Annotated in this window: 16 protein-coding genes; 9 read left to right on the top strand and 7 right to left on the bottom strand. The window is 68.0% G+C overall.

The annotated features are described in order from the left end of the window. Nucleotides 1-2: 2 nt before the first annotated feature. The 5 genes from ribB to cysS all read right to left on the bottom strand — a co-directional run bounded on the left by ribB (nt 3) and on the right by cysS (nt 6190). Nucleotides 3-1115: a 3,4-dihydroxy-2-butanone-4-phosphate synthase gene (gene ribB / locus CYR75_RS05405; protein WP_101500885.1), complete on the bottom strand. Its 1113-nt coding sequence runs from the start codon at nt 1113-1115 to the stop codon at nt 3-5. A gap of 135 nt (nt 1116-1250) precedes the next feature. Further along, the gene (gene cheB / locus CYR75_RS05400; protein ID WP_101499148.1) at nt 1251-2336 is read right to left on the bottom strand and encodes a chemotaxis-specific protein-glutamate methyltransferase CheB; all 1086 of its coding nucleotides are present in this window, start codon (nt 2334-2336) and stop codon (nt 1251-1253) included. 79 nt (nt 2337-2415) lie between these two features. Continuing rightward, nucleotides 2416-3174, bottom strand: a complete 759-nt coding sequence (locus tag CYR75_RS05395; RefSeq protein ID WP_101499147.1) for a squalene/phytoene synthase family protein — start codon at nt 3172-3174, stop codon at nt 2416-2418. Then, nucleotides 3171-4784 (bottom strand): citramalate synthase, encoded by a 1614-nt coding sequence (gene cimA / locus CYR75_RS05390; protein ID WP_101499146.1) that lies wholly within the window; start codon nt 4782-4784, stop codon nt 3171-3173. The genes CYR75_RS05395 and cimA overlap by 4 nt, the downstream gene beginning before the upstream one ends. After that, nucleotides 4781-6190, bottom strand: a complete 1410-nt coding sequence (gene cysS, locus CYR75_RS05385) for a cysteine--tRNA ligase (RefSeq protein ID WP_101499145.1) — start codon at nt 6188-6190, stop codon at nt 4781-4783. Before cysS ends, cimA begins: the two co-directional genes overlap by 4 nt. 210 nt (nt 6191-6400) lie before the next feature. Here cysS and glpX point away from each other — a divergent pair, with 210 nt between their 5' ends. Then, nucleotides 6401-7366, top strand: a complete 966-nt coding sequence (glpX, locus tag CYR75_RS05380; RefSeq protein WP_101499144.1) for a class II fructose-bisphosphatase — start codon at nt 6401-6403, stop codon at nt 7364-7366. Nucleotides 7367-7411: 45 nt separating this feature from the next. Here the strand turns inward: glpX and ispG are convergent, their stop codons facing one another. Next, nucleotides 7412-8548, bottom strand: a complete 1137-nt coding sequence (gene ispG, locus CYR75_RS05375) for a flavodoxin-dependent (E)-4-hydroxy-3-methylbut-2-enyl-diphosphate synthase (protein ID WP_101499143.1) — start codon at nt 8546-8548, stop codon at nt 7412-7414. Between the two features lie 116 nt (nt 8549-8664). Continuing rightward, complete coding sequence (locus CYR75_RS05370; RefSeq protein ID WP_101500884.1) at nt 8665-10434, bottom strand: bifunctional metallophosphatase/5'-nucleotidase; 1770 nt, start codon at nt 10432-10434, stop codon at nt 8665-8667. A 166-nt stretch (nt 10435-10600) separates the two neighbouring features. On the opposite strand from CYR75_RS05370, the gene CYR75_RS05365 reads away from it, so the two are divergent. The 8 genes from CYR75_RS05365 to CYR75_RS05330 all read left to right on the top strand — a co-directional run bounded on the left by CYR75_RS05365 (nt 10601) and on the right by CYR75_RS05330 (nt 18360). Continuing rightward, nucleotides 10601-10936: a DUF952 domain-containing protein gene (locus CYR75_RS05365; protein ID WP_101499142.1), complete on the top strand. Its 336-nt coding sequence runs from the start codon at nt 10601-10603 to the stop codon at nt 10934-10936. Further along, nucleotides 10933-11994 (top strand): quinone-dependent dihydroorotate dehydrogenase, encoded by a 1062-nt coding sequence (locus tag CYR75_RS05360; protein ID WP_101499141.1) that lies wholly within the window; start codon nt 10933-10935, stop codon nt 11992-11994. Before CYR75_RS05365 ends, CYR75_RS05360 begins: the two co-directional genes overlap by 4 nt. Nucleotides 11995-12046: 52 nt before the next feature. Continuing rightward, nucleotides 12047-12706, top strand: a complete 660-nt coding sequence (locus CYR75_RS05355) for a glutathione S-transferase family protein (RefSeq protein WP_101499140.1) — start codon at nt 12047-12049, stop codon at nt 12704-12706. A gap of 117 nt (nt 12707-12823) precedes the next feature. Further along, nucleotides 12824-14791: a DNA topoisomerase IV subunit B gene (gene parE, locus CYR75_RS05350; protein ID WP_101499139.1), complete on the top strand. Its 1968-nt coding sequence runs from the start codon at nt 12824-12826 to the stop codon at nt 14789-14791. A 117-nt stretch (nt 14792-14908) separates the two neighbouring features. Then, nucleotides 14909-15985 (top strand): YeiH family protein, encoded by a 1077-nt coding sequence (locus CYR75_RS05345; RefSeq protein WP_225972852.1) that lies wholly within the window; start codon nt 14909-14911, stop codon nt 15983-15985. Next, nucleotides 15982-16860, top strand: a complete 879-nt coding sequence (locus CYR75_RS05340) for a LysR family transcriptional regulator (RefSeq protein WP_101499138.1) — start codon at nt 15982-15984, stop codon at nt 16858-16860. Before CYR75_RS05345 ends, CYR75_RS05340 begins: the two co-directional genes overlap by 4 nt. 102 nt (nt 16861-16962) lie before the next feature. Next, nucleotides 16963-17343, top strand: coding sequence for a hypothetical protein (locus tag CYR75_RS05335; RefSeq protein ID WP_101499137.1), 381 nt, complete (start codon nt 16963-16965; stop codon nt 17341-17343). 33 nt (nt 17344-17376) lie between these two features. Beyond that, on the top strand, nt 17377-18360 hold the full coding sequence (locus CYR75_RS05330; protein ID WP_101499136.1) for a hypothetical protein: 984 nt from the start codon (nt 17377-17379) through the stop codon (nt 18358-18360). The last annotated feature ends 14 nt before the right edge of the window (nt 18361-18374 follow it).

The raw sequence follows: 18374 nt of genomic DNA, 5'->3' as shown, positions 1-18374 counted from the left end.
GCTTACTCGTGCGGGATCGGGCGGGTTTCGACAATGCTCAGCCCATAGGCGTCAAGGCCGATCACCCGCAGCGGCGCGGAATTGCTGAGCAGGATCAGCTCGTGCAGGCCCAGCGTCGACAGAATCTGCGCGCCCAGCCCGTATTGGCGCAGCGTGCGCGGGCTGGCCTCGCCTTCCGGCGTCAGCGTCTTGTCGAGGTCGCGGATCAGCACCACGACGCCCCTGCCCTCGCGCTCGATCAGGCGCATGGCGGCGGGAAGCTCTCCCGTACGGCCGATCCCCAGCACATCTTCCAGCGGGTCGAGCGCGTGCATCCGCACCATGACCGGCCCCGGCGCGCCCAGATCGCCCTTGCACAGCACGATATGCTCAGCGCCCTGCGTCTCATCGGCGAAAACCCGCATCATCCAGTCGCCGCCATGGACCGAGCGGACCGCACGTTGCGCGCGTTCGGCAATCAGATTGTCGTGCCGGCGGCGATAGGCGATCAGGTCGCTGATGGTGCCGATCTTCAACCCGTGTTTCTGCGCGAAGGCGACCAGATCGGGCAGTCGCGCCATGGTGCCGTCCTGGTTCATGATCTCGCAGATCACGCCCGAGGGGTTCAGCCCCGCCAGACGCGCGACATCGACCGCGGCCTCGGTATGGCCGGCGCGGACCAGCACACCGCCGTCGCGGGCGCGCAGCGGAAAGACGTGGCCGGGCGTGGCGATATCGGCGGCGCCGCGCATCGGGTCGATGGCCACGGCCACGGTGCGGGCGCGGTCATGGGCGGAAATGCCGGTCGTCACGCCCTCGCGCGCCTCGATCGACATGGTAAACGCGGTCTCGTGGCGGCTGGAGTTCTTGGGCGACATCAGGCTGAGGCCGAGCGCGTCGATCCGCTCGCCCGGCAGCGCAAGGCAGATCAGCCCGCGGCCATGCGTCGCCATGAAGTTGATCGCATCGGGCGTCGCCATCTGCGCGGGAATCACCAGATCGCCTTCGTTTTCGCGGTCCTCGTGATCGACCAGGATGAACATGCGCCCGTTGCGGGCATCCTCGATGATCTCCTCGATCGGAGAGATCGCGTCGGACCAGTCCCGCTCGACAGGGCCGGGTTTTTCATATTGCATCGTCGTCACCTTCAGATCCTCGCCCGATTCGGGATGCCCAAGGTTATGCCGCCCGCAGCCATGCGCCGCAATGGCAGCCGGGCGCGACGGCGCGTCGGGATGATCCCTGACCCGCAAATTGGCGTCGCGCGGGGCCTAATCACAGCGTTCATTCCCCTGAACCCCGGTCAGATCCAGAAGCGCCCCCGCCATCCGGTCCAGCGAGACCAGCCGCTCGGCCGCGCCGATCTGCCATGCGATGCGCGGCATCCCCCAGACGACCGAACTCGCCTGATCCTGCGCCAGACAGGCCGCCCCGGCCCGGCGCAGCGCCAGCATTCCCATCGCCCCGTCGCTGCCCATCCCGCTCAGCGTCACCGCTACGACCCGCCGCGCCACACCCACGCCCGAGCCGAACAGCATGTCGACCGAGGGGCGGTGCCCGTTCACCTTGTCCTGGGCCAGCAGACGGCAGCGCAGCCCGCGTTCCAACCCCAGCGCCAGATGTTCCGCCCCGCCCGGCGCGATCAGCACGCGGCCTTGTTGCAGCGGTGCGCCGTCATCGGCCAACGCGATCTGCGGGGCATGGCGCTGGTTCAGGCGCTGCGCGAAACTGGCGAGAAAGGCCGGCGGCATGTGCTGCACGATCAGCGTCGGCGGGCAGTTGACCGGCAGCGCGGCGATGATGCGCTCGACCGCCTCGACCCCGCCGGTCGAGGCGCCGATCAGCAGAATGCGGCCGTTCCACGCGAAGCCCTGCGACGGCATGGGCGCAGGCCGCGGCATGGGCGGGCGCCGTCGCCGCAGATCGGCCCCAGCGGCCTCGACCACCAGCGCGGGCAGATCGGCGAAGCCGGTGTTGCCGTAACCGGGACGCGGTTTGCCGACGCAATCAATGGCGCCGCTGCACAGCGCCTCGATTGCGGCGGCGCTGCCGGATTGCGTCTCGGACGACACCATGATGACAGGGATCGGCCGCAACCGCATGATCTCGCGCAGGAAATCGATGCCGGACTGGCCCGGCATCTCGACATCCAAGGTCAGCACATCTGGGCGCAGCGCGGCGATGGCCCGGCGCGCCTGCTGGGTGTCCGCAGCCTCGCCCACTACGTTGATGCGCGGATCGCTGCGCAGGCGAATGGCGATCAGTTTTCGCATCGTGGCCGAATCATCCACGATCAGCACCCGCACCGGGCGGGGGATGGGCGGGTTTGCCAAGGGTCCGGTCGCATGGCCGGTCATGCCTGCTCCTTCTCTCAGCGCATGAGGGGCAGACTGGCAGACAGAGGTGAAATCGGGATTAACGCGGCCGGGAAAAACCTCAATCCTGCCAGCGGCCCTGAAAGGAGAGCCGCAGATAGGACAGTTTCCGTTTGAATTCTGACAGTTGTGCCGTGTCCCCATGCGCGATGGCGCGCAGCGCGGCAGTCGCGCCGGCCCCTGAAAACAGCGCCGGGGCGGCGCGTTTCGGGATCGGCTGGTCCTTTCGAGCACTCAGCCGCGCCGAATCAAGCGCCTGCAACCCCGTCACCGCAAGCGAGGCCAGCGCCGGTTCCGCGCCGCTCTGCAGCCCCAGATTGAGGCTTTGCAGACGCGGATAGGCGCGCAGCCACGCAGCCAACCCCGCGCCGCGAGCCTGCAGCGGGATCACCGGGTGATCGGCGGGCAGCCCGCAGGCCGACGCCGCCAGCCGCATCAGCGTGCCCGTGCAGGCGTCGACATGGGCGATGACGTCGCCGGGCAGATCGAAGGGCTCGCGCATGGCGTCACGCCGCCGCGCCTCGACCAGATCGGCGAGCGGTGCCACATCGGCCCCCCAAGCCTCGGCCAGCGGGATCAGCACCGGATGCGGGTCCGGCGCGGCGCCTCGTGCAATACGGTCGATCTGATCGGCCCACCATTGCAGCCGCATCTGCGAGATCAACGGTTCGGCCGAACTCAGCGCGGCCGAGGCGATTTCGAGGTTCGCCGCGTAAAGCGTTGCCAGCCTTGCCCGGTCCGCCGGCTGCGCCGCCATGACGGCGGCGAAGCGGTCGGGGTCCGACTGCTGCAGGGTGCGGGCGCACTCCTCGGGCGTCACGGGGCGGCACCGTCGCGGATCAGCTTCCAGACCACCGCGTCATGCAGCGCCTCGAAGCTTGCATCGACGATGTTGGCCGACACGCCGACCGTCGACCATCGCGTGCCCTGCCGGTCCTCGCTGTCGATGGTGACGCGGGTGACGGCGTCGGTGCCGCCCTGCGTTATCCGGACCCGAAAATCGACCAGCCGCATGTCGTCGATGCTCGCCTGATAGGGGCCAAGATCCTTGCCGAGCGCGCGCCACAGCGCGTTGACCGGGCCGCGATCGTCCAGATCCGTCTCGCCATGCGACTCGCTGACCGACATCACCCGCTGACCCTGCAGACGCACCGTCACCACGGCCTCGGAGACCGAAATCTGCGCGCCCTTGGCGTTCCGCCGGCGCTCGACGATGACGCGGTAGCGCTCGACATCGAAGAAGCGCGGCAGCGCGCCAAGGTGGCGGCGGGCGAGCAGTTCGAAACTCGCCTCGGCCACGTCATAGGCGTAACCGCGATCCTCGCGCGCCTTCACATCGGCAAGGATCGCGCCGAGATCGGCGCCCTCGGGCACGGTCAGCCCGGCATCAGAGAGGCGGGCGCGCAGGTTCGACTGGCCGGCCTGGTTCGACATCGGAATGATCCGCGCGTTACCTGTGGTTTCGGGCGCAACATGTTCATATGTCGTCGGATTTCGGATGATCGCGCTGGCATGCAGCCCCGCCTTGTGGGCGAATGCCGAGGCCCCGACATAGGGCGCATTGGCCTGCGGGGCGCGGTTCAGGATCTCGTCCAGCCGCCGCGAGGTCTTCAGCAGCCCGCGCAGCGCCTCGGGCGCGATCTGGGGCAGCAGGCCCGCGAATTCAGGCTTCAGCGCCAGGGTCGGGATCAGCGTCGTCAGATTGGCGTTGCCGCAGCGCTCGCCCAGCCCGTTCAGCGTGCCCTGCACCTGCCGCGCGCCGGCGCGCACCGCCGCCAGCGTGCAGGCCACCGCATTGCCGGTGTCGTCATGGGCGTGGATGCCCAGCCGCGCGCCGGGGATGCCGGCGGCGATCACCTGCGCGGTGATCTCGGCGATCTCATGCGGCAGCGTGCCGCCATTGGTGTCGCAAAGCACGATCCACCGCGCCCCGGCATCGCGCGCGGCGATCAGGCAGGACAGCGCATAGTCGCGGTCCGCCTTCCAGCCGTCGAAGAAATGCTCGGCATCGAACAGCGCCTCGCGCCCCAGCCCGGCGACATGGGCGATCGAGGCCGAGATGTTGTCGATATTGTCGTCCAGCGGGATGCCCAGCGCCTCACGCACATGGAAATCATGCGTCTTGCCGACCAGACAGACACCCTGCGTCCCGGCATTCAGCACCGCCGCCAGCACATCATCATTCCCGGCCGAGCGCCCGGCCCGCTTGGTCATGCCAAAGGCGGTCAGCATGGCGCGGGTCGGCGGCGGCGCGGCAAAGAAGTCGCTGTCGGTCGGGTTCGCGCCCGGCCAGCCGCCCTCGATATAATCCACCCCCAGCGCGTCCAGCATCTGCGCGATCTCGGTTTTTTCCGCGGCCGAGAACTGCACGCCCTGCGTTTGCTGCCCGTCCCGCAGGGTGGTGTCGTAGAGATAGAGGCGGTCGGTCATGTCAGCGCCCCCAGCTTGTCAGCATCCATTGACGGGCCGGGCATCAGTTCGATGCCCCCCGGGGACATGCGGACCTCGACCCCCGCCGCGACCAGAGCGGATCTGAAGGCATCGACCTGCGAGAAATCCTTGCTCTGCTTCGCCGCCTCGCGCAGGGCCCGCATCCGCTCGGCAAGCGCTTCCAGATCGACATGCCCCGCCCGCAGCTTGCGCCATTCCGAGGCCGTCATGGGCAGAAGCCCCAGCAGATCGGCCGAGCGCTTCAGCATCGCCCGTTCGCCGCTGGCAGAATCGTCGGCGGGCTTGATCGCCTCGGCCAGCCGGATCAGCGCGTGCAGCGCGGCGGAACTGTTCAGATCGTCGGCCAGCGCCTCGACCACAGCCTCATCGACCGGAGCAGAGTCGTCCAGCGCCACCTCGCCCACCGCCTCGTAGAGGGAATCCAGCGTCCTCGTCGCCTCGCGCAGCTTGTCCTGGGTCCAGTCCATCGGCTTGCGGTAATGCGTCATCAGCAGCACATAGCGGATCACCTCGCCGGGGATGCCCTGATCCAGCAGGTCGCGGACGGTGAAGAAATTGCCCAGCGATTTCGACATTTTGCGGCCTTCGACCAGCAGCATCTCGTTATGCAGCCAGACATTCGCCATGACCTCGGTGTCGTGGGCGCAGCGGCTCTGGGCGATTTCGTTCTCGTGATGGGGGAATTGCAGGTCGATGCCGCCGGCGTGGATGTCGAAGACCTCGCCCAGCAGCTCGGCCGACATGGCGCTGCACTCGATATGCCAGCCGGGGCGGCCGCGGCCCCAGGGGCTGTCCCAGCCGGGCTGATCGCCCGTCGACGGTTTCCACAGCACGAAATCCATCGGATCACGCTTGAAGGGCGCTACCTCGACCCGCGCGCCGGCGATCATGTCGTCCAGCGAGCGGCCGGAAAGCTGGCCGTAATCAGGGAACTTGCGGACCTCGAACAGGACATGGCCCTCGGCTGCGTAGGCCTGGCCCTGCGCGATCAGGGTCTCGATCATGGCGATCATCTGGGCGATGTAATCGGTCGCGCGCGGCTCATGCGTCGGGCGCAGGGCGCCCAGAGCGTCCATGTCCTGATGATACCAGCCGATGGTCTCTTCGGTGATCTCGCGGATCGGGCGGCCGGTCTGGGCTGCGCGGGCATTGATCTTGTCATCGACATCGGTGAAGTTCCGGACGTAAGTCACCGCGTCTGCACCATAAACATGCCGAAGCAGCCGGAACAGCACATCGAAGACCACCACCGGACGCGCATTGCCCAGATGGGCGCGGTCATAGACCGTGGGGCCGCAGGCATAGACCCGGACATTGCCGGGATCGATGGGGGTGAAATCCTGCTTGGTGCGGGTGCGCGAGTTGGTCAGCCTGATCTGGGCCATTGGTCCCCCTGGCGGGGACCGGCAGAAAGCACCTTGCCCCGCATGAATGCGTCAGCGGTGAATGCAGATGATTGCGGTCGGTGCGGCGAACATGGCGACCCGATTAGCGCATCTGCCGCGTGCTGCCAAGCCCGCCGTTAGCGCACTCAGGCTTGTGGCCTTTCCGCCGGCCCCCTAAGGAAGCGCCAACATCATTTGCAGGAGTCGCCCATGCCCGCCCCCAAGGATTTCAACGACCGCATGCTGTCGCTCGGTCTGGCCCGCGTGTCCGAGGCTGCGGCGCATGCCTCGGCACTGCTGATCGGCCGCGGCGATGAAAAGGCCGCCGATCAGGCCGCCGTGAACGCCATGCGCGATCAGTTGAACATGCTGGACATCAAGGGCGTCGTCGTCATCGGCGAGGGCGAGCGGGACGAGGCGCCGATGCTGTTTATCGGCGAAGAGGTCGGCACCGGCAACGGCCCCGAGGTCGACATCGCGCTGGACCCGCTGGAAGGGACGACCCTGACCGCCAAGGACATGCCCAACGCGCTGACCGTCATCGCCATGGCCCCGCGCGGCACGCTGCTGCACGCGCCCGACGTCTATATGGACAAGCTGGCGGTGGGTCCGGGTTACGAGCGTGACGTGGTCAGCCTGGAAATGAGCCCGACCGAGCGGGTCGAGGCGCTGGCCAAGGCGGGAGGGGTCAAGACCTCGGACATCACCGTCTGCATCCTCGAACGCCCCCGGCACGAGGATCTGATCGCCGAGGTCCGCGCGACCGGCGCCGCGATCCGGCTGATCACCGATGGCGATGTGGCGGGCGTCATGCATTGCGCCGAACCCGAACTGACCGGGATCGACATGTATATGGGCTCTGGCGGGGCGCCCGAGGGCGTGCTGGCGGCGAGTGCGCTGAAATGCATGGGCGGGCAGATCTGGGGCCGGCTGTTGTTTCGCAACGATGACGAGCGCGGCCGCGCCGCCAAGGCCGGCATCACCGATCTGAACCGCATCTATGCGCGCGACGAGATGGTGACGGCGGATGTGATCTTTTCGGCCACCGGCGTCACCAACGGCTCGATCGTGCGCGGGGTGCGGCGCGAGCCGAAGTTCCTCGAGACGGAAACGATCCTCATGCGTTCGAAGACCGGATCGGTCCGCCGGATGATATATCGCAACCCGATCCGCTGAGGCGTGACAGCACCTTGGCCCGCCAGTGGCGGGCCGGGCGCCAGCCTACTCCGCTGCGTCGGTCGCAGCCGCGGCGGCTTCGGCCTCGATCCGGGCGGCGCGTTCCTCGACCAGTTCGACGATATGGTCGATCATGCCTTCGTTGCTGGTCTTGTGGTCCTGACGACCGGCCAGATAGACCATGCCCGACCCTGCCCCGCCGCCGGTGAAGCCGATATCGGTCAGCAGCGCCTCGCCCGGGCCGTTGACGACGCAGCCGATGATGGACAGGCTGATCGGCGTCTTGATGTGCTCGAGCCGCTGTTCCAGGATCTCGACCGTCTTGATCACGTCGAAGCCCTGCCGCGCGCAGGACGGGCACGAGATCACCTGAACGCCCCGCGTCCGCAGGCCTAGCGATTTCAGGATCTCGAAGCCGACCTTGACCTCTTCGACCGGATCGGCGGACAGGCTGACGCGGATCGTGTCTCCGATCCCGGCCCAGAGCAGATTGCCCAGCCCGACCGAGGATTTCACCGTCCCGCCGCGCAGGCCGCCGGCCTCGGTGATGCCCAGATGGATGGGCGCGTCGGTCGCCTCGGCCAATTGCTGATAGGCGGCAGCGGCGAGGAAGACGTCCGACGCCTTCACGCTGATCTTGAATTCGTGGAAATCGTGGTCCTGCAACAGCTTGATGTGATCGAGCCCGCTTTCGACCATGGCGTCCGGGCACGGCTCGCCATATTTCTCTAGCAGGTGCTTTTCCAGACTGCCGGCATTGACCCCGATGCGGATCGAGCAGCCGTGATCGCGCGCGGCGCGCACCACCTCGGCCACGCGGGCGGAATCGCCGATATTGCCGGGGTTGATGCGCAGGCAGGCCGCGCCCGCCTCGGCGGCTTCGAGCGCGCGTTTGTAGTGGAAATGGATGTCGGCCACGATCGGCACCGGGCTTTCCCGGCAGATCTCGCGCAGCGCCCGGGTCGAAGACTGATCCGGCGTCGAGACGCGCACGATATCCGCGCCCGCATCCGCCGCCGCGATGATCTGCGCCAGCGTGGCCGACACGTCCGAGCTGTCGGTGTTGGTCATGGTCTGGACGCTGATCGGCGCGTCGCCCCCGACCGGGACGGTTCCGACCATGATCTGCCGCGAGCGGCGGCGTTCGATGTTGCGCCAGGGGCGGATGGGGTTGATCGACATGGGGACCTCTTTTCTGGCCTGACAGATAGTCCTTTGCCGCGATGCCGACAACCGCTGCCTGTCCCCTGCGCCGCTTCCGGCCAGCCCGCGCCGGCCGGAAACCGCGGCAGGGGCCGTTACTGCGCGGCCGGGGCCGGTTCGGCTGCGTCGGTGGCGGGTTCTGCGTCGGCAGCCGGGGCTGCGTCAGCCTCGGTCGGCGCATCGGCAGCCTTGCTGTCGGTTTCACCAGCCGCATCCACTGCGCCAGCCTCGGCCTCACCTGCCGCAGCGTCGCCTGCCTCGGCGTCGCCCGCCTCGCCCTTCACGGTGATCCGCCCGTCGGTTTCGGCCACGAACTCGGCACCCTGGGCCACGATATACTCGGCCAGCACATCCGCCAGATCCGGCCCGAAATCATATGCCTGGCTGCCCTTTTCGGCAAAGACCGCATAGCCGTCGCCGCCATTGCGCATGTAGTTGTTGGTCACAACGCCATATTCCGTGCCCGGCTCGATCGGCTTCCAGTCGCCATCCTTCATCACCAGCACCTCGCTGATGCGCTGACCGGGTTCGGCCGACGGATCGACGGTGTATTTCAGCCCCGCGACCTGCGCAAAGCGCCCCGCGCCGTCCTCGATCTCGCTGGCGCCGTTTTCCAGCGCAGCGACCACGTCGGCGCCTTTCAGCCGGAAGGTGGCGAGCGTGTTCTGGAACGGCAGCACGGCGATGATCTCGCCCATCGAGATCGGCCCGGCGTCGATCCCGGCCCGCAAGCCGCCGCCGTTCTGGATTGCGATGTCGATGCCCTGATCCTTCACCCGGTCCAGCATGGCGTCGGCGACAAGGGTGCCCATCGCACATTCCCGCGCCCGGCAATCGGTCCGCTCGGCGCCGATGGGGGCGGCGGTTTCGGCCACGATCTTCGTCTTTAGCTCATTGATCGGCCCGGCGAGTTCCTTGACCCGCGCGAGGATGTCGGGATCGGGCGTCACCGAGGCGTCGAGCAGGATCGGCGCACCTTCGACCGAGGTCACATTGCCGTCATCGTCGAAGGTCAGCGTCACATGGCCCAGATAGCGCCCGTAAGAGCCTGCCTGCACCACCGGCACCTCGCCCGACATGGTCGGGTAATCGCCCTGCGAGCCCTCGACCCCCTCGCCCAGCGGCGTGTGGGTGTGGCCGCCCACGAACAGATCGACGCCGGGCACCGATTCCGCCAACTCCAGATCGCGGGGCAGACCGATATGGGTCAGCGCGATGATGCGGTTCACGCCCTCGTCGGTCAGGCGCTCGACCTCGGCTGCCAGCGCCTCGGCATCGTCCTGAAAGATCACCGATTTGCCGGGCGAGCTGGTCTCGTCGGTGTCGGTCGCGGTCAGGCCGATGATCCCGACCTTCTCGCCGCCGCGCTCCAGCACCACGGATTTTTCCAGCTTGCCGTTCAGCTCGTTGTCCTGGCTGACATCTAGGTTGGCGGACACGACGGGAAAGTTCAAATTGTCGATCAGCTTGGACAGCACCATCGGCCCGTCGTCGAATTCGTGGTTGCCCACCACCATCGCGTCATAGCCAAGCTGGTTCATGAACTCGGCCGTGTCTTCGCCCTTGTAGGTGGTATAGAACAGGCTGCCCTGGAACTGGTCGCCCGCGTCCAGCAGCAGATAGGGCTCGCCCGCCGCCTCGAATTGCTGGCGCAGCTCGGCCAGCTTGGTCGCCAGACGCGCGGTGCCGCCGGCGCATTCGCCGGCCTCTTCGGCCTCGTGATCGCAGCTGGAATCGAACTTGTTGATCGATTCGACGCGGCTGTGAAAATCATTCGTGTGCAGGATGTGCAGCACCGATTCGGCCTGCGCCATGGCAGGACCAAGCGCCAGCACGGCGACCGAGGCAAGAAGGCGGGTTCTGATCATCGAAAGCTCCGTTTCTGGATGCGACAGGCGCGGGGACCGGGTCAGCTTGGCAAGTCGCGGGGCTTGCGTCAAATGCCGATGCGGCGAGGTCGGGGCGGGCGGGGCGCGTCGCTGCCGGTCGAACCGGCTTGACCGCAGGGCTGCAAGCGCGGAAACACGTCCCATGTTGATCTATAAAGTCCTGCGCGACCCCGAATGGCAACAGTTCCAGCGCGACGGCGAGACGGCCGGCGCCCCTGTCGATCTGGCCGATGGCTATATCCATTTCTCGACCGCCGAGACGCTGCGCGGCACGCTGGACAAGCATTTCGCGGATGAGGACGGGCTGCATCTGCTGGCCTGCGAGGCGCAGGATCTGGGCGAGGCGCTGCGCCACGAGCCGTCGCGGGGTGGGATGCTGTTTCCGCATCTCTACCGGCGGCTGCGGCTGTCGGACATCGCGTGGTCGCGGCCGCTGACGCGCGGGGCGCAGGGTTTCGATCTGGGGGATCTGGCGTGACCCCGGTCGAGCGGCTGGGCCTGCGCGCGCTGCACCGCCTGCCGCCCGAGACCGCGCATGACCTGTCGCTGAAGGCGCTGGCGGCGGGTGTCGTGCCGCTGGCCGGTGCGCCGGTGACCTCGGCCCGGTTGCGGCTGCGGCTGGCGGGGATCGAGATGCCGAACCCGGTCGGGCTGGCGGCGGGCTTTGACAAGAATGCGCGGGCGGTGGCGGCGCTGATGCGGGCGGGCTTTGGCTTTGTCGAATGTGGCGCAGCGACGCCCCGGCCGCAGCCCGGCAACCCGAAACCCCGCCTGTTCCGGCTGACCCCCGACCGCGCGATCATCAACCGCTTCGGCTTCAACAATGACGGCGCGGCGGCCATTGCGGCGCGGCTGGCGGCGCGTCCGGCGGGGATACCGGTGGGGCTGAACATCGGCGCCAACAAGGACAGCACCGACCGCGCCGCCGATTTTGCCGAGGTGGTGCGCGTGGCCGGGCTTCCCGCCGATTTCCTGACCGTCAACGTCTCGTCCCCCAACACCGAGCGGCTGCGCGACCTGCAGGGCGCCGAGGCATTGCAGGCGCTGCTGCAGGGCGTGCTGGCGGCCCGCGACGCCCTGCCCGAGCGGCGCCCGGTCTTTCTGAAGATCGCCCCGGATCTGGACGAGGCGGGGCTTGCCGCCGTGGCCGAGGTCGCCGTGGCCGTCGGCATCGACGCCATCATCGCCACCAACACCACCCTGTCGCGCGACGGGCTGGCCAGCCCCGACCGCGATCAGGCGGGCGGGCTGTCGGGGCGGCCGTTGATGATCCCCTCGACCCGGGTGCTGGCGCGGCTTTATCGGCTGACGGACGGGCAGATCCCCCTGATCGGCGTGGGCGGCATCGCCTCGGCCGAGGATGCGTGGCAAAAGCTGCGGGCGGGTGCGTCGGCGGTGCAGCTTTATTCAGCGCTGATCTATGACGGGCTGTCGCTGGCGGCCCGGATCGCGCGCGATCTGGACCAGATGGCGGCGCGGCACGGGCTGGCGAATCTATCGGAACTGACCGGCACCGGGGTCGATGACTGGACCTGACCCCCGCGCCACCCCTTTGATGTGACACTGAACCAACCAAGGCGGAACCCCTATGCTGACCATCCACGGCGTCACCCGTTCGCGCGCCTCGCGCATCATCTGGCTGTGTCACGAGATCGGCCTGCCCTTCCGGCAGCACCCGGTCATCCAAGCCTATCGCCTGCCCGACCCCGACGCCGCCGATGCGCCGCTGAACACGCACTCGGCCTCGTTCCGCAAGCTGTCGCCCGGCGGCGCCATTCCGGTGATCGAGGATGACGGGCTGGTGCTGTCGGAATCCTATGCGATCCTGCTGTATCTGGCGCGCAAGCACGCCGCGCCGCTTGGCCCCGCCTCGCCCGAGGAGGACGCCCTGATGCTGCAATGGTGTTTTCAGGCCGCCACCTCGATCGAACCCGACGCGCTGACGCTGCTGTTCCTGCATGGCCGGGGTCAGGCGCAGTCGGGCGAGGATCAGGCCCTTGTCGCCAATGCCGCCGAACGCCTGATCCGTCCCCTGCGCGTGGTCGAGGATCAACTGGCCCGCCACGGCTATCTGGTCGGCAACCGCTTTACCGTGGCCGATATCGCCATGGCCGAGACGATCCGCTATGCCCAAGGCTATGGCCCGCTGATGGAACAGTTCCCGGCGATCGGGCAGTGGCTGGTCGACGCGCAGGGCCGGCCCGGTTTCCAGAAGATGTGGCAGGCGCGGCTGTCCGAACCGGAATAGGGCGGCGCGGCGTCCAATCCTAGTGGTCACGGACCCGCGCCACCGCAAAGCCTTGCCCCAACCGCCTGCGATGTGAGATAAGCGCGCCCAATCATGCAAAATCACGGCAGGCAGCAGATGGCCGACGACCTCTTTCCCGTCACCCCGGACGACACGACCTATTCCGCCGCCTCGATCGAGGTGCTGGAGGGGTTGGAGCCGGTCCGGAAACGGCCGGGCATGTATATCGGCGGCACCGATGAACGCGCCATGCACCATCTGGTGGCCGAGATCCTCGACAACTCGATGGACGAGGCCGTGGCCGGGCACGCGACCCGGATCGAGGTCGAACTCGCCGCCGATTACAGCGTCACCATCCGCGACAATGGCCGCGGCATTCCGATCGAGCCGCATCCCAAGTTCCCCGACCGCTCGGCGCTCGAGGTGATCCTGTGCACGCTGCACGCGGGCGGCAAGTTCTCGGGCGATGCCTACCAGACCTCGGGCGGGTTGCACGGGGTCGGGGCCTCGGTCGTCAACGCGCTGTCGGACAGCATGATCGTGCAGGTCGCCCGCAACCGCGAATTGTTCGAGCAGCGCTTTTCGCGCGGCGTGCCGCTGGGGCCGGTGGCGAAACTGGGCGCGGCCCCGAACCGGCGCGGGACGAGCGTGACCTTTCACGTCGATGAACAGATCTTCGGGCATCACCGCTTTCGCCCCTCGCGCCTGCTCAAGATGGTCAAGTCCAAGGCCTATCTGTTTTCGGGCGTCGAGATCCGCTGGAAATCCGCCATCGAGGACGGCGACACGCCGCTTGAGGCGACATTCCATTTCCCCGGCGGGCTGGCCGATTATCTGGCCGAGACGCTGGCCGGGGTCAGCACCTATGCCGAGCGGCCCTTTGCCGGCAATGTCGATTTCCAGTCGCGTTTCGGCGTGCCGGGCAAAGTCGATTGGGCGATCAACTGGACACCCGCCCGCGACGGCTTCATCCAGTCCTATTGCAACACCGTCCCCACGCCCGAGGGCGGCACCCACGAGGCCGGCTTCTGGTCCGCGATCCTCAAGGGCATCCGCGCCTATGGCGAGTTGGCCAACAACCGCAAGGCCGCCCAGATCACCCGAGAGGATCTGCTGACCGGCGGCTGCGCGCTGGTGTCCTGCTTCATCCGAGAGCCGGAATTCGTCGGCCAGACCAAGGACCGGCTGGCCACGGTCGAGGCGCATCGTCTGGTCGAGGGCGCGGTCCGCGACCATTTCGACAACTGGCTGGCGGGCGATCCGAAATCGGCGGGCGCGATCCTCGATTTCCTCATCCTGCGGTCCGAGGAGCGGCTGCGGCGCCGGCAAGAGAAAGAGACCAGCCGCAAGACCGCCACCCAAAAGCTGCGCCTGCCCGGCAAGCTGGTCGACTGCACCGCCCGCAACCGCGCCGGGACAGAGCTGTTCATCGTCGAGGGCGACTCGGCCGGCGGTTCGGCCAAGCAGGCCCGCGACCGGACCACGCAGGCGCTGCTGCCGCTGAAGGGCAAGATCCTGAACGTGCTGGGCGCGGCCTCGGGCAAGCTGGGGTCGAACGCGGAGATCTCGGATCTGTGTCAGGCGTTGGGCGTCGGCATGGGGACCAAGTTCCGCGTCGACGATCTGCGTTACGACAAGGTCATCATCATGACCGATGCCGATGTCGACGGGGCCCATATCGCGGCGCTGCTGATGACCTTTTTCTTTACCCAGATGCGGCCGCTGATCGACAAGGGGCACCTGTATATGGCCTGCCCGCCGCTCTACCGGCTGACGCAGGGCTCGCACCGGGTCTATGTCGCCGATGACGCGGAAAAGGAACGCCTGCTGGCCACCGGGCTGGGCGGCAAGGGCAAGATCGACCTGCAGCGCTTCAAGGGTCTGGGCGAGATGGACGCCAAGGATCTGAAGGACACGACGATGAACCCGGCCACGCGCAAGCTGATCCGCGTCACCATCGACGAGGATGCGGCGGGCGAAACCGGCGATCTGGTCGAGCGCCTGATGGGCAAGAAACCCGAGCTGCGCTTTGAATATATCCAGGAAAACGCCCGTTTCGCGCAGGCCGATGATCTGGACGTCTGATCGCTGATCCGGTGCTGCGACGGACCATTCGCTTTTCGCGATCATTCGGACCAGTTTAATCCGTTGGAATGATCGGCGCCGGGAAACTATCTCGTCTGCAACAGGATTGTGGAGACGATGATGGCCTATAGCGAGTTTCAGGACGGAAATCGGTCCGGTGGCGGCAAGGGCGCGGGTCTCGCCTCGGGCGCGCTGGCAAGGCGGCTATGCTCGGGCAAGCTGCCGGGGCTGCTGCTGGCGGCGCTGATCGCGGGCGCGGCCTTCGGGCTGCATCGCCTGCCGGGGCTGGGGATGTTCAGCCCGCTGATCCTCGCCATCCTGCTGGGCCTGGCCTTCCACAACCTGATCGGCACCCCTGCCGCCGCCCGCGACGGCGTCGGGTTCGCCATGCGCCCGGTCCTGCGCGCGGGCATCGTGCTGCTGGGGCTGCAACTGACCGTGCAGCAGGTGCTGGCGGTCGGCGGGACGGGCGTCGCGATCATCCTGGCGACCCTGCTGGGCACCTTTGCCTTCACCACCTGGCTCGGCCGCCGTTTGGGCGTCGCGCCGGGGCTGACGCAGCTGATCGCCGCTGGCAGTTCGATCTGCGGCGCCTCGGCGGTGATCGCCACCAAAACCGTGACCCGCGCCAGCGATGAAGACGTGGCCTATGCGGTCGCCTGCGTCACCGTCTTCGGCTCGCTGTCGATGGTGCTGATGCCGCTGGCCGGGGGCGCGATGGGGATGGGGGCGCAGGGCTATGGGCTGTGGACCGGCGCCTCGATCCACGAGGTCGCGCAGGTCGTGGCCGCCGCCTATGCCCGCGGCGCCGAGGCGGGCGAGTTCGGCACCATCGCCAAGCTGACGCGGGTGATGATGCTGGCGCCGATGGTGCTGGCGCTCGGCTATGCCGCCGCGCGCCGGATGCGCCGCAAGGGCGGACCGGCCGCGACCACCGCCGCGCCGATCCCGTGGTTCGTTCTGGGCTTCGTGGGGATGGTCCTGCTGGCCAGCACCGGCTGGGTGCCGGCCGCGACCGAGCCCGCGACCACCGCTGCGACGCAGTTCCTGCTGGCCACCGCGCTGGCCGCGATGGGGCTGGAAACCGACATCCGCAATCTGACCGCCGCCGGACTGCGCCCGGCCCTGCTGGGGGCCGGGGCGTGGGTTTTCGTTTCGGCCTTCAGCCTCGCTCTGGTAACGCTGCTGGCATGACCCTTGAGCAGCTTCGCATCTTTGTCGCCGTCGCCGAGCGTGAGCATGTGACCCAGGCGGCGGCGGCGCTGAACCTGACCCAAAGCGCCGTCAGCGCCGCCGTCGCCGCGCTGGAACAGCGCCACGCCGTCCGCCTGTTCGACCGGGTCGGGCGGCGGATCGTGCTGACCCAGACCGGGCGGCTTCTGCTGGACGAGGCCCGCGCCGTGCTGGCCCGCGCCGAACAGGCCGAGCGGCTGCTGGCCGATCTGGCCGGCCTGCGCCGGGGCAGCCTGCGGCTGGCCGCCAGCCAGACCGTGGCGAATTACTGGCTGCCGCAGCGGATGCAGCAGTTCCGCGCCGCCTATCCGGGCATCGAGCTGACCCTGATCGCCGACAACACCGCCGAGGTCGCCCGCCGCGTCCATGACGCGGGCGTCGATCTGGGCTTTGTCGAGGGCGAGATCGCCGACCCCAGCCTTGCCGTCCACTCGATCCCCGGCGACGAACTGGCCCTTGTCGTCGGCCCCGAACACCCCTGGCGGCACGACCCGCCACGCGCTGCCGCCGATCTGCCTGCCAGCGCATGGGTGCTGCGAGAGCCGGGCTCGGCCACCCGCGCGGCGCTGGAGACCCTGCTGGAAAGCGCGGGGCTGGCCTTGGGCGATCTGCCCTCGACGCTGGAGCTGCCGTCGAACGAGGCTGTCCGTGCCGCCATCGAAGCCGGCGGCGGTGCGGCCATCCTCTCGACGCTGGTGGTCCAGCATCTGCTGGATGCGGGGCGCCTGATCCGCCTGCCCTTCGAGCTGCCACCGCGCCGCTTTCACATCCTGCGCCACCGCGAGCGGCATCTGTCGGTGGCCGAGCAGCGCTTTCTGGACCTGATCCTGATCTGAGCCGCCCCGGCTTTTCTGCCCCCGCCCCGTCCGAACGAAGGGGGCGCGGCACAGCCGGTTCTGCCAGACTCGTCCCGAATCGACCACCGGGACAACCGCCGCATGAATCATGACCGCCTTGCACACCAAGACTGCCTCGCCCTGGCCGGGCTGGCGGTCGTGGCGCTGCTGGCCGGCTGCGGCACGCCGGAATACCGCGCCGAGCGCGCCCATTGCCAGGCCGAGTGGATGCTGAAGATGCCGCCCGTTTACGCCCGCGAAACCGTCATCCGCGAACGCAGCGAGCAGCGTCCCAGCGGCCGGACCGAATGTCGGGCCGAGGGCGAGGCGACGATCTGCGAGCCGGTGATGCAGACCGTGCAGGTTCCTTACACGGCGGTCGAGACGGTGGATCTGCGCAAGGCGGAACGCGACCCGCAGATCGCCTCTTGCGCGGCGCGGGCCTGCAGCCTGCGCTATGGCAACAGCAGCTGCGAGCCCTGAACGGGCCGCCACAATTCGGGCAAGGGACAAAGCATGTGGGATTTCAGTATTCGCCAATCGCTGGGGCTGATGGGACGCACCCTGCCCTTTATCCTGCTGCGGATGGCGGTCTATTTCGGCATCACGCTCGGCTATATCCTGTCGACCGGCGCGGGCGTGGGCCTTGGCTGGGGCATCGGCGCCTTCGGGGATGAAGGCTTTCGCGCGAATGCGACGATGTGGGGCGGCTTCGCGGGCTTTGGCCTTTTCGGGGCGTTTCTGTATTGGGCGCGGGAATATATCCTCTATCTGGTCAAGGCCGGTCATATCGCTGTGCTGGTCGCGCTGATCGACGGCGAGGCGATCCCGCAGGGCCGCAGCCAAGTGCAGCACGCGCAGGCCGAGGTCCGACAGCGCTTCCCGCAGGCCAGCGCGCTGTTCGTGCTGGATCAGCTGGTCAAGGGCGTGATCCGCGCCATCTCGGGGCTGGTGCGCGGGCTGCTGACGGTGCTGCCGATCCCCGGCGCACAGCAATTGGCGACGATCCTGTCGGCCTTTCTGCGCGTCGCCGTGGGCTTCGTGGACGAGGTGATCCTCGCCCACGCGATCCGCACCAAATCCGACAATGCTTGGCTGTCGGCGCGCGAGGCGCTGGTGCTTTACGGCCAGAACTGGCGCCCGATGCTGCGCAATGCGGCCTGGCTGGCGGTGATCGTCTATGCGCTCTCCTTCGCCGTGTTCCTGCTGATGCTGGCGCCCGCCGCACTTCTGATCTGGATGATGCCGGGCGCTTGGGCCGCGGGCGGCGTCGTCTTCGCGCTGCTCTTTGCGTGGAGCGTCAAGGCCGCGCTGCTGGAACCCTTCGCCATCGCCTGCATGATGCAGGTGTTCTTCCGCACCACCGCCGGGCAGCGCCCGAACCCGGAATGGGAGGCGAAGCTCGAGCAGATGTCCGGCCCCTTCCGCAAGCTGAAGGAACGCGCCATGATGGCCCCTACCCCCATGCCCGCCCCCGCCGCCGCCGCGCCGACCGCCTGACCCCTTGCCCTGCA

It is taken from the genome of Paracoccus jeotgali, from assembly GCF_002865605.1.
GTDB lineage: Bacteria > Pseudomonadota > Alphaproteobacteria > Rhodobacterales > Rhodobacteraceae > Paracoccus > Paracoccus jeotgali.
Note: the sequence above shows the minus strand (reverse complement) of the source record. Positions and strands in the feature narration are given on the sequence as shown.

Bases quoted from the DNA above. Each gene is read 5' to 3' on its own strand.
- ribB (WP_101500885.1), bottom strand. From the start codon at position 1,115: ATGCAATATGAAAAACCCGGCCCTGTCGAGCGGGACTGGTCCGACGCG.
- cheB (WP_101499148.1), bottom strand. From the start codon at position 2,336: ATGACCGGCCATGCGACCGGACCCTTGGCAAACCCGCCCATCCCCCGC.
- cimA (WP_101499146.1), bottom strand. From the start codon at position 4,784: ATGACCGACCGCCTCTATCTCTACGACACCACCCTGCGGGACGGGCAG.
- cysS (WP_101499145.1), bottom strand. From the start codon at position 6,190: ATGGCCCAGATCAGGCTGACCAACTCGCGCACCCGCACCAAGCAGGAT.
- glpX (WP_101499144.1), top strand. From the start codon at position 6,401: ATGCCCGCCCCCAAGGATTTCAACGACCGCATGCTGTCGCTCGGTCTG.
- ispG (WP_101499143.1), bottom strand. From the start codon at position 8,548: ATGTCGATCAACCCCATCCGCCCCTGGCGCAACATCGAACGCCGCCGC.
- CYR75_RS05365 (WP_101499142.1), top strand. From the start codon at position 10,601: ATGTTGATCTATAAAGTCCTGCGCGACCCCGAATGGCAACAGTTCCAG.
- CYR75_RS05355 (WP_101499140.1), top strand. From the start codon at position 12,047: ATGCTGACCATCCACGGCGTCACCCGTTCGCGCGCCTCGCGCATCATC.
- parE (WP_101499139.1), top strand. From the start codon at position 12,824: ATGGCCGACGACCTCTTTCCCGTCACCCCGGACGACACGACCTATTCC.
- CYR75_RS05345 (WP_225972852.1), top strand. From the start codon at position 14,909: ATGATGGCCTATAGCGAGTTTCAGGACGGAAATCGGTCCGGTGGCGGC.
- CYR75_RS05340 (WP_101499138.1), top strand. From the start codon at position 15,982: ATGACCCTTGAGCAGCTTCGCATCTTTGTCGCCGTCGCCGAGCGTGAG.
- CYR75_RS05335 (WP_101499137.1), top strand. From the start codon at position 16,963: ATGAATCATGACCGCCTTGCACACCAAGACTGCCTCGCCCTGGCCGGG.
- CYR75_RS05330 (WP_101499136.1), top strand. From the start codon at position 17,377: ATGTGGGATTTCAGTATTCGCCAATCGCTGGGGCTGATGGGACGCACC.